The sequence below is a fragment of the uncultured Limimaricola sp. genome (assembly GCF_964022235.1).
Taxonomy (GTDB): Bacteria; Pseudomonadota; Alphaproteobacteria; order Rhodobacterales; family Rhodobacteraceae; genus Limimaricola.
Window position 1 is genome coordinate 1 of the sequence record NZ_CAXHZL010000001.1, and the last position, 14,154, is coordinate 14,154.

General features: G+C 62.4%; 14 protein-coding genes and 1 tRNA gene. 5 read left to right on the plus strand and 10 right to left on the minus strand.

Translation table 11 applies throughout. The annotated features are described in order from the left end of the window. Window positions 1-142: 142 nt before the first annotated feature. The 5 genes from AADJ02_RS00005 to AADJ02_RS00025 all read right to left on the minus strand — a co-directional run bounded on the left by AADJ02_RS00005 (window position 143) and on the right by AADJ02_RS00025 (window position 6,317). The gene (locus AADJ02_RS00005) at window positions 143-907 is read right to left on the minus strand and encodes an ABC transporter permease (RefSeq protein ID WP_341210946.1); all 765 of its coding nucleotides are present in this window, start codon (window positions 905-907) and stop codon (window positions 143-145) included. Continuing rightward, on the minus strand, window positions 907-1,695 hold the full coding sequence (locus AADJ02_RS00010) for an ABC transporter ATP-binding protein (protein WP_341210947.1): 789 nt from the start codon (window positions 1,693-1,695) through the stop codon (window positions 907-909). The genes AADJ02_RS00005 and AADJ02_RS00010 overlap by 1 nt, the downstream gene beginning before the upstream one ends. Window positions 1,696-1,748: 53 nt before the next feature. Then, window positions 1,749-2,756: an ABC transporter substrate-binding protein gene (locus AADJ02_RS00015; protein WP_341210948.1), complete on the minus strand. Its 1,008-nt coding sequence runs from the start codon at window positions 2,754-2,756 to the stop codon at window positions 1,749-1,751. A 540-nt stretch (window positions 2,757-3,296) separates the two neighbouring features. Continuing rightward, window positions 3,297-3,989: an HNH endonuclease signature motif containing protein gene (locus AADJ02_RS00020; RefSeq protein ID WP_341210949.1), complete on the minus strand. Its 693-nt coding sequence runs from the start codon at window positions 3,987-3,989 to the stop codon at window positions 3,297-3,299. 1,731 nt (window positions 3,990-5,720) lie between these two features. Next, window positions 5,721-6,317 (minus strand): TetR/AcrR family transcriptional regulator, encoded by a 597-nt coding sequence (locus AADJ02_RS00025; RefSeq protein ID WP_341210950.1) that lies wholly within the window; start codon window positions 6,315-6,317, stop codon window positions 5,721-5,723. 120 nt (window positions 6,318-6,437) lie between these two features. Here AADJ02_RS00025 and AADJ02_RS00030 point away from each other — a divergent pair, with 120 nt between their 5' ends. The 3 genes from AADJ02_RS00030 to AADJ02_RS00040 all read left to right on the plus strand — a co-directional run bounded on the left by AADJ02_RS00030 (window position 6,438) and on the right by AADJ02_RS00040 (window position 8,787). After that, window positions 6,438-7,463 (plus strand): aldo/keto reductase, encoded by a 1,026-nt coding sequence (locus AADJ02_RS00030; RefSeq protein WP_341210951.1) that lies wholly within the window; start codon window positions 6,438-6,440, stop codon window positions 7,461-7,463. Window positions 7,464-7,535: 72 nt separating this feature from the next. After that, window positions 7,536-8,486 carry an SDR family oxidoreductase gene (locus tag AADJ02_RS00035; protein WP_341210952.1) on the plus strand — a complete coding sequence of 317 codons (951 nt, stop codon included), beginning with the start codon at window positions 7,536-7,538 and terminating at the stop codon, window positions 8,484-8,486. A 103-nt stretch (window positions 8,487-8,589) separates the two neighbouring features. Then, window positions 8,590-8,787 (plus strand): hypothetical protein, encoded by a 198-nt coding sequence (locus AADJ02_RS00040; protein ID WP_341210953.1) that lies wholly within the window; start codon window positions 8,590-8,592, stop codon window positions 8,785-8,787. Window positions 8,788-8,823: 36 nt separating this feature from the next. Here AADJ02_RS00040 and AADJ02_RS00045 read toward each other — a convergent pair whose 3' ends face one another. Then, complete coding sequence (locus tag AADJ02_RS00045; RefSeq protein ID WP_341210954.1) at window positions 8,824-9,477, minus strand: DsbA family oxidoreductase; 654 nt, start codon at window positions 9,475-9,477, stop codon at window positions 8,824-8,826. A gap of 517 nt (window positions 9,478-9,994) precedes the next feature. Between AADJ02_RS00045 and AADJ02_RS00050 the strand changes: the two genes are divergently transcribed. Both AADJ02_RS00050 and AADJ02_RS00055 read left to right on the plus strand, forming a co-directional pair. Then, window positions 9,995-10,258, plus strand: a complete 264-nt coding sequence (locus AADJ02_RS00050) for a hypothetical protein (RefSeq protein ID WP_341210955.1) — start codon at window positions 9,995-9,997, stop codon at window positions 10,256-10,258. Window positions 10,259-10,407: 149 nt separating this feature from the next. Next, complete coding sequence (locus tag AADJ02_RS00055; RefSeq protein WP_341210956.1) at window positions 10,408-10,560, plus strand: hypothetical protein; 153 nt, start codon at window positions 10,408-10,410, stop codon at window positions 10,558-10,560. 42 nt (window positions 10,561-10,602) lie between these two features. Here the strand turns inward: AADJ02_RS00055 and AADJ02_RS00060 are convergent, their stop codons facing one another. The 4 genes from AADJ02_RS00060 to leuB form a co-directional block, all read right to left on the minus strand. After that, window positions 10,603-11,625: an aspartate-semialdehyde dehydrogenase gene (locus AADJ02_RS00060; RefSeq protein ID WP_341210957.1), complete on the minus strand. Its 1,023-nt coding sequence runs from the start codon at window positions 11,623-11,625 to the stop codon at window positions 10,603-10,605. Between the two features lie 98 nt (window positions 11,626-11,723). Then, a tRNA-Pro gene (locus AADJ02_RS00065) sits at window positions 11,724-11,800 on the minus strand. A gap of 54 nt (window positions 11,801-11,854) precedes the next feature. After that, a complete protein-coding gene (locus AADJ02_RS00070) occupies window positions 11,855-12,820 on the minus strand; it encodes a DMT family transporter (protein WP_341210958.1) in 966 nt (321 codons plus the stop codon). 111 nt (window positions 12,821-12,931) lie between these two features. Beyond that, window positions 12,932-14,038 carry a 3-isopropylmalate dehydrogenase gene (leuB, locus tag AADJ02_RS00075; RefSeq protein ID WP_341210959.1) on the minus strand — a complete coding sequence of 369 codons (1,107 nt, stop codon included), beginning with the start codon at window positions 14,036-14,038 and terminating at the stop codon, window positions 12,932-12,934. Window positions 14,039-14,154: the final 116 nt, after the last annotated feature.

The window sequence follows — 14,154 nt, forward strand, 5'->3', positions numbered from 1 at the left end:
TGCTCCACCTTACTCAGGAGTTGAAGCCTCCGACAAAACCGGGGCGCTTCAAACCCTTGTTTCTGGAAGATCCGTAGTGGGCTGCTGCCCACCCAGCGAAGCAGCCGCACTGACCTGAGCCAAGAGGGAACCCGCTCCGAGGTTATGTCGCTTGCCGCTCCGCCCAGCCCGCGAAGGTCCGCTCCAGTGCGACGACGGCGTAGTAGAGCGCTATGCCGAGCACTGCGAGCGCAATCAGCACCGCGAACATCAGTGGGTAGTTGGAGTTGGTCTGCCCCGACAGGAACAGCGCCCCCAGCCCCCGACCGTGTGGCGAGACGATCTCGACGAGGTTGGTGCCGATGAAGGCCAGCGTCACCGAGACTTTCAGCGCCCCGAAGAACTCGGGCAGGGTCTTGGGCAAAGCGATCTTGCGGAAGATGGTGAAGCGGCTCGCACCGAGCGATCGCAGGATATCACGGTACTCCGGTTCGAGCGTCGACAGGCCGATCCCGACCGAGACCGCGATCGGAAAGAAGGAGATCAGGAAGGCCATCATCACGGTGTTGAAGTCGTGCTGACCGATGAACAGGAGCGCCAGAACCGGCACCAGCGTCGCCTTGGGGATGGCGTTGAAGCCCACTAGAAGCGGGTAGAGTGCGTCGCGCATGATCCGCGAAAAGCCCATGATCATGCCGAGCAGAAGCCCGAACACCACCGCGAGGGCCAGCCCGGCCACGGTGCGCCACAGGGTCTGCCATGCGCCGATCAGGAACAACTCCCAGAACCGAGTATAGGCCGCCGGCAGGTCCGAGGGCGAGGCCATGACGTAGTCGGGCCAGCCGTTGATCCGCACCAGCGCCTCCCAGACCGCGAGAAAGGCCGCGATGGCCAGCACCGGCACGGCGATTTTGCGCAGAGTTTCCATTATGCGGCCTCCGGGCTGCGGCCCTGGGCAATCTTGATCTGGTCGCGCAGCACATGGAGCATGTCGGCCGCCTTTTGGGTGTAGAGTACGTCGATGGTCCGGTCCTGCGGCAGGTCGACGGTCAGGGTATGCTGCGTGCGCGCCGGACGCCCCGACAGCACTACCACCTGGTCGCCTAGAAAGACGCTCTCGCGCAAATCGTGGGTGATCAGCACGGCAGTGAAGGGCTCCTTGGCGCGCAGGTCGCGCATGGTCTGCCAGAGGTCCTCGCGGGTGAAGTTGTCGAGCGCACCGAACGGCTCGTCCATGATTAACACGTCGGGTTTGTGGACGATGGCGCGGCACAGGGAGGCGCGCTGGCGCATGCCTCCCGACAGCTCCGAGGGACGCTTAGCCTCGAAGCCCGAAAGCCCCACCATTTCCAGAAGTTCTTCCGCCCGCCCGATGCGGTCGCGCCTTGGCATTGAGGGCGCCACGATCTCAAGCGGTAGGATCACGTTGTCGAGGATCGAGCGCCATTCGAGCAGCACCGGGTTCTGGAACGCCATGCCCACGGTCTTGCGCGGGCTCGTCACCTTCTGCCCGTCGAGCCAAACCTCGCCGGCATCGGGCTTCATCAGCCCGGCCACTAGCCGCGTCAGTGTGGACTTGCCGCAGCCCGAGGGGCCCACCACCGCGCAGAACTCGCCCTCGGGCACCGTGATGTCGAGCCCATCGAGCACGGGCAGCGGGCCCGACTTGGTCTTGTAGGCGTGCCGCACGCCCGTGATTTCGATGATGTTCTTCATTCTTCGTGCCGCATCGGCCGGTGCCGGGCACGGACCCGGCGCCAGTCCCCCCGTCACTTGAGCATCAGCACGTCGCCCTCGGGCAGGTAGCTGTCGCCGAAGAAAGTGGCAGCATCGGGCTCGTTCTGGAACTCGTAGACAGTCTTAGTCTGCTCGATCGCCCGCGCGAAGCGCTCGGGGTCGATGTTGCCCACACCGTTCTCGCGCACGTGATCGGTCAGCACGTTGTCATCGATCGCCAGTTGCAGGCGGCGCTTCTCGAGATCCGCGTCGGCGGCGGGGTTGCGCTTCAGCAGCGCCTTGATCGCGGTATCGGGATCGTCGATCGCGGCCTGCCAGCCCTGCGCGATGGCGGTCAGGAAGCCAGTCACCGCCTCGGGTTTGGCTTCGGCGAAGTCGGTGTTGACGATAATGGCGTTGCCGTAGAGGTCGACGCCGTGATCGGCCATCAGAATGACCGAGATGTCGTCCTCGGGCACGCCGAGCCGGATCAGGTTGAGCGTCGAGGAAAAGGAGAAGCCGGTCACGGCGTCCACCTCGCCCTGTGCCAGCATTGGCTCGCGCGTCGGGAAGCCCACTGGTTCGACGGTGATCGCGTCGATGTCGATGCCGTTCTCGGCGGCGAAGATCGGGAACTGCGCCCAAGCCCCGTCGGGCGGCGGCGCGCCGAGCACGCGACCCTCGAGATCGGCGGGCGCGGACACGCCTTGGCTGACGCGGCCGACAACCGCGAAGGGCGGCTTGTCGTAGACCATCATCACCGCCGTGACTGGGGCGCCGGGGTTCTGGTCGAGAAACCGCATTACCGAGTTGATGTCGGCGAAGCCCACCGGGAAGGCGCCTGTCGCGACCTTCGGAATGGCGTCGAGCGAGCCTGCTCCTTCGGTGATGGTTACGTCGAGGCCCTGTGCCTCGAACAGGCCCGCATCGATCGCGTGAGTGTAGGGTGCGGCGGGACCCTCGAACTTCCAGTCGAGCGCGAAGGGCATTTCGGTCTGCGCGGAGGCGGTGCCTGCCGCGACTGCGACGGCACCGGCGAAAAGGACGTGTTTCGGTATCATGCTCTTTCCCTGCTGGAGTGCTTTTTGTCCAACGGCGTGTCGGCGAGAGCCAGTCCACCGGGCCGATTAGTACAGGGATATCCGATCCGACTGCAAAAAGTGAGTGTTTTTTGTGCAGTAGCTCGCCGCAAATGCCGAAATCTGGATGGTTCGATGTCTCAGAGGGGCTGACGGAGGACGACGATGCGGATCTTCTCCTCTGCTGAATAGTGCTCCGCGGGCGCCGACGGATGCGACTCCGCCGTCGGTTTGGCTATTCTGGGTTTCTGTCTCATCTCCACTCCTCGGTGGTTACGATGAGCCAGAAACCCTCCGTTACAAAATCAACCCAGATGTCCCAGAGGCGCTGATGGGAGACACGGTATCGATTGAGAGAGCGCTGCGGCGGGCAGGTAGATCTGCGCAGATGACAGCAGTGTAGAAACACCTGGTTGGTGGGCGTCTCGGGAGCCTTCTTTTCAATAAGCTGGTTGGGCTTAGCCTCGCCATTCTCTTCGGTTTGACGAAGAGTCCGTGGGCTGGTGATAAAAGTGGGGAGGGTTAAGATGTATACAGGATTTGCCGTTTTTGTAATGCGGCTACCAGCTTCGGCGCAATATCTTTGGTCGAGATAACTGGTTTCAGGTTTATGCCTTGATAACTCCCGTACTCTTTTTGGGCGGACGCGGATACGGAAAGCGTCAAGGTTTCGGGCCTAAAGATAATAGCGCCGGCGTCGAATAGACGGTGGATATCTGAACGTAGCGGAATACCGTTCCAACCTTCGTCGCTACCGCCGGAAGACACTGGCAAGATGTGCGCGGCCTCTAACGCCACCAAGGTCTCGCAACCTGTCACAAGACAGCGTGCACCGAATATATCGAATACTGCACGACGAAACTTAGCCTGGTTTGGTCGGCTCCAAACCTCAGCTAAATGGCGCTGGCGATCAGTCGCGCTTGCCGCCTCATCGTCCGGGCTCGTGATCAGTTGGAAGCCAAGAGACTCAAAGTGCTTTCGGAATACATCTGTTTGGGGGTTATCCGCCATTGGCTGGCCTGAAATCTCGCTGGCCAAGCGCCCCAGCGGCTTGACAGGGTAGGCCTCTCCCATATGCAGTAGAAATCCGGTTGTAGACGGCCGTATCTGTCCATTCGGTTTTGGGTAGTATTTATACAGCCATTCGCGACCGTTCTTTCGGGCCGAGTCAATAGCTTCCAGGGCGTGAATGCGAGTAAAAGTAAGATCAGTCATCTGTAAGTGGGGCCTCCATTGCAGTCGCTTGCAAGATAATATTGAGCAGTTTTTCAAAAGTAAGGCCACTTCGCCTGAGGCTGGACAGCTTGCGATATCCTAATAGGGAAGTGTGTAGCGAGGAAGTATGCGCTCACTCTGTTCAGTGTTCAGTGTTCAGTGTTCAGTGTTCTGGGCTATGAGCGCAATATTTCTCTGAGGTGATCCCGAAACGCCACTTTCACAGTCGTGAAATCCGAAACACTCGGTAAGTGGTTTCATCATCGGCCAAAGTCACCCCCATTTCAGCCCCTACGTGATATCTGCTGAGGCGCGACCAATGAATGGCACCATGCCGCACGGCATCAGGCGCATACGATCCGAAATCAAGTGTCCCATTGTCATGGAGTACGAAGGGCCGGCACTCCGAGTCTTCTCGAGCCTCAAGCGCTCCGATCCATCCTGACATTGGGAGGAACAAGTTCGGTGTCCCTTCGCCGTCGAGGTAGAGGTTGAAGATGATGGCAGGATCACTCGTGTTGTCAGTTCGGATTTCGATCTGATAGGGGTGCGTCAAGGCTTGGCCCTTCTCGCTTTATGGTCAGGCAGAGCCCAGCCTCTTGGCTTCTCGGTACGAATATCTGGCAAACTTTCTTCGTTTCAGAGCCTTAGTCAAGTACGGAGCTTTGCCCAGGGACAGCTCGGGCAATCACGTCCTGAGCTTTGCACCTGAGTGAAGGGCGCCAAACTCTCACGATCTTGCCGGTGTACTTTGAGGGTATAGTGGGCGCCGCCGTGGCCGCTTGAATCATGAGGCAAGCCCGATCGCGGGGAACAGATGAGCGATGACCTGGCGGAGGCTGGATAATGCCCCAGCAGGGTTAGGTCCCAGAGCAGAAGTCCGGAAATTCCAGATCCCGGCGGTCCAAGGTCGGGTCCCACAGCAGCTCAGTCGGAAATCCAGCGCTTCAAGGGCGAACTTTCGGGCCTACATCGGGTCGGAAAAAACTTGAGGGAAGGTGGGTTCGAACTCTTGCTCACGGAAATTTCCGACTATAGTCTTTGAAAGAAACCAGAGTTCCGAGCCTGCTCGGTCGTTTTGCGCAATGCTATAGGCGCGGTGCGCAATGTTTTGCGCACAACGAACGCACTATGTTGCTCTAATAGTCTCGATATTTCTCAGCCATCTGGCCTATGGCCGCGCACGGTTACGCGGCGTCCTACAGCTGTTGCGGGAACGGGAACAGTCATGTCCAAGGCTGCCTTGTGTAACATCGCCCTCGGGAATGACGCAGGCCACGCGTCACCCTGAGGGTGCTCGGCAAATCTCTTATCCTCAAAGGCGTTTCGCACTGGAGGGATGGGCCTATCCACCAAACTGCCCTCGATGTGACCGCTCCTAATTTGACCATCTGATAACCTTGTAGCTGCAGCACCTGCCAAGCATCCTAAGCGAGGGGCGGTAAGGTCCCTATGTCAGTCAACAACGGCCGGTGAGGCGAGGGTCTGCTTCGAGCGCAAGCAAGCTACGTCGCTGGTGGAGATGCTTGAACCTGCCGCCTATGCAGGCCCGTCACAAACGGGCCATGGCGAGCCTTGGACCCGCTTAATAAGCTTCGGCTCAATACTACCAACCGGTCATTCTTGTTCTCGTCCGGCCTTCTACCCACCAAAAAAGCTGGGTTCATCGCGAGAAGCCGCAGGGCGAAGGTTGCCGCCGTTGTCTGCCATGAGGAGAGCGCTTTCGGCCGTTCAGGCTGTCAGGCCGTAGTGGGCCAGAAACATGTCGACGCAGTCTGCGATGACGGCATCCGGATCGACCTCGGCCTTCGCGCCCATCAGGAACTGCGGCCAGACCAGGAAGTGCTTCACCATCGACAGCAGCTGACCCGTCGCGAAGCCCGGTTCGGCCTTGCGCAGCGCGCCGGCCTGCCTCGCCTCACCGATCAGCCCCGAGATCGGGCCGTCCTGCATCGCGGCCTTGGCGAAGAAGGCCTGCGCCAGATCCTGATCGCGCAGGAGCTCCGACATCACCAGCCGGTTCAGGCCCATGTATTGCTCGCCGGTCAGATGGCCGACGTAATCCCGCACTGCCGCGATCAGCTGCTCGCGCAGCGGCGCGTCGGGCCGGTAGCGCAGCTTGGGAACGGCCGCGATCTCTTCGAGAAGGATCTCGGTGATCGCGGCGAACAGCAGCTCCTTGCTCTCGAAATGCTTGTAGAGCGTGCGCTTGGATACCTCGGCCAGTTCCGCGATCCGGTTCACCCGCGCGGCCGGAAAGCCCTGCTCGCGGAACTCCTGGATCGCCGCCTCCAGAATATCTTTTCGTTTCTTATCAGTCAGTTTCATCGACTCCGTCCCGCCGCACCGCGATTTTGTAAACACAGGGGTTTACACCACCCGCCCTTACTCCCTATGTAAACACCACGGTTTACAAACGCAAGCGCTGCGGCGCCGGAGGGCACCACGATGAAATACAAGCAACTCGGACATACCGGTCTCTACGTCTCGGAGCTGACGCTCGGCACCATGACCTTCGACAACGAGGGCGGCAGCTATGCCGATCTGGTCGGGGCCACCGGTCAGGAGCTGGCGACCCGCATGGTCGATCTGGCCATCGAGGCCGGGGTCAACATCTTCGACACCGCCAATGTCTACAGCTCCGGCGTGTCGGAAGAGATGCTGGGCGTGGCCTTGGGCGACCGGCGTCAGGACAACCTCATAGCCACCAAGCTCTACAACACCATGACCACCGGCCCGAACGACCTGGGCACCAGCCGTCTCGCCATCATGCGCGAGGTGGAGGGCAGCCTGAAGCGGCTGGGCACCGATTACATCGATCTCTATCAGGTTCATAACTTCGACGTCACCACTCCGCTCGAAGAGACGCTGCGTGCGCTCGACGATCTCGTGCGGCAGGGCAAGGTACGCTACATTGGCCTGTCGAACTTCGCCGGCTGGCAGATCGCCAAGGCGGATGGCATGGCGCGGCTTCTGGGCACCGAGCGGTTCGCTTCCGCGCAGTCCTACTACTCGCTCGTCGGCCGCGAGCTCGAGCGCGAGATCCTGCCGGCGGCGATGGATCTTGGCCTCGGCACCTTCATCTGGAGCCCGCTCGCCAGCGGTTTTCTGAGCGGCAAATACACCCGCGACAGTGAGGCCTCGGGCCGCCGCGCCGCCTTCGACTTTCCGCCGGTCGCCAAGGATCAAGGCTACGACATCGTCGATGTCCTGGCCGCGATCGCCGAGGAGAAGAATGCCTCGGTGGCGCAGATCGCTCTGGCCTGGCTGCTGCACAAGCCCGGCGTCACCAGCGTCATCGTCGGTGCCCGCAAGGAGGCCCAGCTGGTCGACAATCTCGGTGCCGCCGACATCGTGCTGAGCGACGAGGAGATGGCACGGCTCGACGAGATCAGCGCGCTCAAGCACGAATACCCCGGCTACCTGCCGATCTGGCGGCGCGGCGACACGCTGTTCGGTCAGCTCCACGACTGAGCGAAAGACCTGCCGCCCGGCCCAGGGCCGGGCGCCCCCTCCCCACACATACGCATATCAAGGATCAGACAGATGGCTGACACGAGTTTCGGACCCAAGGGCTGGACACCCGAGCGCCTCGGCAACCTTGCCGGCAAAACCTATGTCATCACCGGCGCCAATGCCGGCGCGGGCTTTCAGGCTGCCCGCATTCTCCTAGGCAAGGGCGCGGAGGTCGTGATGCTGAACCGCAGCGCCGAGAAATCCGCCGCCGCCGTAAACGAGCTGAAGCAGGAATTCGGAGCCGCCGCACCCGTGCGTTTCATCCGCATGGACCTCGCCGAGCAGGCCTCCGTCCGCATGGCCGCCGAAGAGGTCCTGAAGACCACCCCGCGCATCGACGCGCTGATCTGCAACGCCGCCATCGCGCAGGTGCCGACGCGCAAGCTGACGCCGGACGGTTTCGAGAGCCAGCTCGGCACCAACCATTACGGCCACTTCACCCTGTGCGGCATGCTGTTCGACCGGATCGAGGAGGCACGGGGCCGAATCGTCGTCGTCGCCAGCCTCGGCTACAACATGGGACTGAAGACGATCCGCTTCGACGACATGAACTGGAACGAGGGCTATGGCGCGAACACCGCCTATTCCCAGAGCAAGCTGGCGCAGATGATGTTCGCCTACGAGCTTCAGGACCGCGCGCGCGCCGCCGGCCGCAACGTCGAGGTCTATGTCTGCCACCCCGGCTCGTCCGCGACCTCGCTGATCTCGACCAGCGGCAGCCGGACGATGCGCCTCATCTGGTGGCTGATGACCAAGACGCAGATGGTCCAGACCGCCGAGCAGGGCGCCTATCCGGAAGTGATGTGTGCCACTGAAGAAGGACTGACCGAGCAGCGCGCGCTCTACGGACCCACCGGGACCAGGGAATTCGTCGGCCCGGTGGGCCGCGGCACGCTGAACGCCCATGCTCACGACAAGCCGGTCATGGTCAGGCTCTGGGAACGCTCCGAGAAGGACACCGGTTTCAGCTGGGGCCTGTGAGGGCCTCGTAATGCCCACTGAGACAAGGGGGCGGGCATGGGCCGACTAGTCCCCCGCACTCGCCCGTCCGATCCCTGATATTGCAACTGACGAGGGCTAAGACGTGAACATCGTGAATACGGCAACCGACTGGACGAGGGCCGAGATGCTCTCCTCTGCCTTCCTCATCTTGTTCGGCCTGTCCTTCCTTCTGGCGAGCCTGGGCGTCTGGGAACTGGGCAGGACCGACATGGCAAGGGCCTATGTCATCCCCATGCTGGTGGCAGGCGCGCTGATCCTCTACTTCGAGCCCCCCCTGTAGAGGACGGGCCTGATCACGACCATCTGCATGGACCCGTCAGGCGGCCTGCATTTCGGCAAGCTGTTTCAGGATCGACGCGTAGGTTGCCTCGCCTTGCGCCCCAGTGACGAGATGCTGACGTTCGAAGATCATCGCAGGTACGCCGCTGATGCCCTGACTGGTCCAGAACTGCTCCTTGCGGCGCACCTGCTCGGCGCGCTCGCCGTTCTCCAGCACCGCAAGGGCCGCGCTGCGGTCGAGGCCGATCGAGGCGGCGACATCCGCAAGCGCGTCGTTGTCCGACAGATCGGCATGATGGGTGAAGAACGCCTCGAACAGCGCCATCTCCAGATCATGCGCGCGGCCCTGCTCCTCGGCCCAATCGATCATCTGATGCGCGCGAAAGGTGTTCCACATGCGCATGTCGTCGCTGTAATCGAAGGTGAAGCCGAGACCTTTGCCCAGATCGGAAAGCCGCTCACGCGCCTCGCGGGACTGCTCGGCTGTGGTGCCGTATTTCGCGGTGATGTGCTCGCGCAGATCCTCGCCCTCTTCGGCCATCTGCGGGTTCAGCTCGAAGGGGTGCCAATGCAGCTCCAAAGCAATGCCGGTCTCCTGCGCGGCGTGGGCAAGCTGGCGGTAGCCGATCACGCACCAGGGGCAGACGACGTCCGAGACGATATCGACGCGGATGGGAGAGGTATCCGTCATGGTTTCATGTCCTTGGGCGAGAGCTGAAAATGGCGGCGCAACGACCGTCCGGTCAGCGCATCTATGGCCTGCGGCGGTTTTTTCAAGGGACCGATCCCCAGCGGTAGGGGCCGTGGAGCAGAGGTTCACCCCGCCGGCCATGAAAGGGCGCTTTCGTCGGGGGGAGATGCTTTCAGCTCTGAGTGAGATCGATCCAATGCGCCGCTGCGCGACGATGCTGCATGAAGCTCGGCGGTGAACGAGACGAAAAGCTGCCGCGACTGACCCGTGTCCGGCTTCCTGATGGATAGGAAAGTCGGGTCATGACAGGGGTGTAGAAGATATTATTTCATAAATCCAAGGATTATTGCCAATAAAATTGCGGGCATCGCTCTAAAAGTGTAGGGTTGTGATGCCGGCAGCATGTGGCGATGTGCGTCGCGAGTGGTCCAACCGCCGGTTCATATACAGTTTGGCAGCGATGCCCCGGCCGTCCGCCGGGTGCGATATGCTGCTGGTATCAGTGATAGGACATTCCATGAAATCCATTGCTTTGATAAGCGGCTTGATCTGCGCCGCGCTGGCCGTGCCGACACTGACGGCCGCACAAGAGACCCCGAGCTACTTTGACAGCGTGATCTCCAAGCTCTCGCAAAGCGGTTATCGCAATATGCAACTTGTGAACCCGCAGAGTCGCCAGCTCGTGGGATTCGACGCCTACGGCAGCGAGGTGTCGCTGATCATCCATCCCCGCAACGGCACCATCGCGTCATGGGACTACGTCAACATGCGCGACAACTGAGCCACCGCCTCACCCGGAAAAAGGAGAGAGCCATAACCAATTTCCGTTTCTATGCCGCTGGCGCGGCGTTGATGATGCTTGTCGGGAGTTGACCCGCAGGGGCGCAGTCGACGGAAAAGCTGCCGCGGCACCTCGACAACCTCGAGCCGATGGGCTGGAGCATCGTCGACCATCTCGGACCTTCCGAGGAAGGCGAGCGGATCCTGCTTCGCGACGAGCAGGGGCGCCTGCGGTCAGGGGTGCTGCACACCAATCTTGGCCTGCTGACCCATGATCCGCTCCGGCATCCAGCCGAGCGATAAGGAATGGGGCGCGTCGCGGATCGCGTCGCGCCCCAGTTGTCCTCAGCCCTTCTTGAGGGCCTTCTGGCCCAGAACTTCGGCGATCTGCACCGCGTTGAGGGCAGCACCCTTGCGCAGGTTGTCGGACACGCACCACAGGTTCAGGCCGTTCTCGACAGTGCCGTCCTGACGGATGCGCGAGATGAAGGTGGCATAATCGCCCACGCATTCGACGGGGGTGACGTAGCCACCGGGCTCGCGCTTGTCGATCACCAGGATGCCGGGAGCCTCGCGCAGGATGTCGCGGGCCTCGTCCTCGTCGAGGAACTCCTCGAATTCGATGTTGATCGATTCCGCATGGCCGACGAAGACCGGCACCCGCACGCAGGTCGCGGTGAGCTTGATCGCGGGGTCGAGGATCTTCTTGGTCTCGACCATCATCTTCCACTCTTCCTTGGTCCCGCCGTCTTCCATGAAGACGTCGATGTGCGGGATCACGTTGAAGGCGATCTGGCGCGGATAGACCGAAGGGGCCACTTCCTGACCGGGGACATACATGCCCTTGGTCTGGTTCCACAGCTCGTCGATCGCCTCCTTGCCGGTGCCGGAGACGGACTGGTAGGTCGAGACGACGACCCGCTTGATCTTCGCGCGGTCATGCAGCGGCTTGAGCGCCACCACCATCTGCGCGGTCGAGCAGTTGGGGTTCGCGATGATGTTCTTCTTGGTATAGCCCAGCACCGCGTCGGCGTTGACCTCGGGCACCACCAGCGGCACGTCGGGGTCCATGCGGTAGAGCGAGGAGTTGTCGATCACCACGCAGCCGGTGGCCGCGGCTTTCGGCGCGTATTCCTTGGTGGCCTCGGAGCCCACGGCAAAGAGCGCGATGTCCCAGCCGGTGAAGTCGAAGGTGGCGAGGTCCTGGGTTTTCAAAGTTCGGTCGCCAAAGCTCACCTCGGTGCCGAGCGAGCGGCGGCTGGCGAGAACGGCGATTTCCTCGATCGGAAACGCGCGCTCGTCCAGGATGTTGAGCATTTCGCGACCCACGTTGCCCGTGGCGCCGACGACGACGACCTTGTAGCCCATGTTCTGGAGCCTCCTGAAAGTTCGTGCGGTCCCTACACGTTTCGCCACGGAAGGGAAAGCGCCACAAGGCGTCTCATGAGGCGAGATGTAGGGATAAATGGTCGGAGTGAGAGGATTCGAACCTCCGACCCCCTGCTCCCGAAGCAGGTGCGCTACCAGGCTGCGCTACACTCCGACCGTGGCGCCGACCTAACGCCTCGCGCCGGGCTTTGCAAGAGCCTCCGCGCGGTCAATCCGCGCGGAAGCGCCCGGGGCGCAGAAAGCGCTTGAGCACGCTGGCGCGCGGGCTCGAGCCGTTTTCCCAGCGCATCCGGGTCTGCAGCACGGGCCGGTTGCGTGAACGTCCGCCGCGGCCTTCGCGCAGCACGATGTAGAGCCCCGAGGCGATAATGATGCCGGTGCCATATATGGTCGGCGCATCGGGAAACTCGTCGAAGAACAGCGCGCCATAGAGGGTGGCCCAGATGATCTGGCTGTATTGCATCGGCGCCACGACGACCGCCTCGCCGGTCGAGTAGGCCGCGACCATGATCCGACCGCCGATCCAGCCCAGCGCCGCGATCACCGCGACCAGCCCGAAATCCGAGATCGGCATCGGCTTGTAGACGAAAGCCAGCGCCGCGCCCATCAGCACGAAATTGGCGATCATCGGGTAGAGCAGCAGCACCACGGGCCGCTCTTCATGCCCGATCTTGCGCACGATGATCGAGGCAGTCGAGCCGCCGATCGCCACACCGAGCGCCGCAAGATGGCCCAGCGACAACTCGGTCTGGCCGGGCCTGAGCACGATGAGGACGCCCACCAGCCCCACCAGTACCGCGCCCCAGCGGTGGAGGCCGACGGTTTCGCCCAGCACCGGGATCGCCAGCACGGTGATCAGCAGCGGCGTGGCGAAGATCAGCGCGTAGACCTGCGCCAGCGGCAGGGCCGAGAAGGCGTAAAAGGCGCAGGTGGCAGTGAGAAACCCGGCAGCGGTGCGCAGCGCTACCCACCAGGGGTGGCGGGGCCTGAGCGTGCCGGGCTCTGGATCGCCGATGATCATCACCAGCGCCAACGGAAAGGCGAGCGTGACCGAAAAGAAGATCAACTGGACCGGCGAGTAGCCGCTGCCCAGAAGCTTGATGACCGTGTCGTGGGTAGCAAAGACCGCAAAGGAGGCAAGCGCGAACAAGGCGCCTTTCGCGTTGTTGCCCATGCGCATTCTCCCGGTCTGACTGGCTGTGTCGGCGCCAGCAATGGCCGAGCCCGCCGCTTGATGCAAGGCGAGGTGGGGTGGGGCGGCGATATCCGCCGCCCCGCTGATTTCTTACAGCGACGCGTCGAGCGCCGCGATCACCGCGTCGCCCATCTCGGCGGTGGAGATCGGCGTGCCGCCCTCGGGGCCGAGCAGGTCGGCGGTGCGCAGCCCATCGGCCAGCACCTTCTCGACGGCCTTCTCCAGCCGCTCGGCCTCGACGCCCTGATCGAAGCTGTAGCGCAGCGCCATGGCGAACGAGAGGATGCAGGCGATCGGGTTGGCCTTGCCCTGACCGGCGATGTCGGGAGCCGAGCCGTGCACCGGCTCGTAGAGCGCCTTGGGGCGGCCGTTGGCCATCGGCGCGCCCAAGCTCGCAGAGGGCAGCATGCCCAGGCTACCGGTGAGCATCGCGGCGGCGTCCGACAGAAGATCGCCGAACAGGTTGTCAGTGACGATCACATCGAACTGCTTGGGCCAGCGGCAGAGCTGCATGGCGCCTGCGTCGGCGTACATGTGGCTCAGCTCCACGTCCGAGTACTCGGCCTCGTGAATCTCGGTCACGACCTGACGCCAGAGCACGCCCGATTCCATGACGTTGGCCTTCTCCATCGAGCAGACCTTGTTATTCCGACGGCGGGCCAACTCGAAGGCGGAGCGCGCGACGCGGGCGATCTCGCTCTCGGTGTAGCGCTGGGTGTTGATGCCGACGCGCTCGTTGCCTTCCTTGTGGATGCCGCGCGGCTCGCCGAAGTACACGCCCGAGGTCAGTTCGCGCACGATCATGATGTCGAGGCCCGCCACGACGTCGCGCTTGAGCGAGGAGAAATCGGCCAGAGCGTCGAAGCACTGCGCCGGACGCAGGTTCGAGAAGAGGTCCATCTCCTTGCGCAGGCGCAACAGGCCGCGCTCAGGCTTTTGGGAGAAGTCGAGCGTGTCGTACTTGGGGCCACCCACGGCGCCGAGCAGCACGGCATCGGCGTTCTGGGCCTTTTCCATGGTGGCGTCGGTGAGCGGCGTGCCATGCGCGTCGAAGGAGGCGCCGCCGACGAGATCATCCTCGACGTCGAAAGCGAGGTCGCGCTTCTCGCCGTACCAGCCGATGATCTTCTTCACCTCGTTCATGACTTCGGGACCGATGCCGTCTCCGGCGAGGATCAGAAGGGAAGGATTGGACACGTTGCGCGCTCCGATTTGAAACGAATGGAATGGCGATGCGGTAGCCCGAGGCCGCCGCAGGGTCAAGTTTGCCCGCCGGATTTCGCCATATAACGAGGAGGAGGGAGGGACCGTCC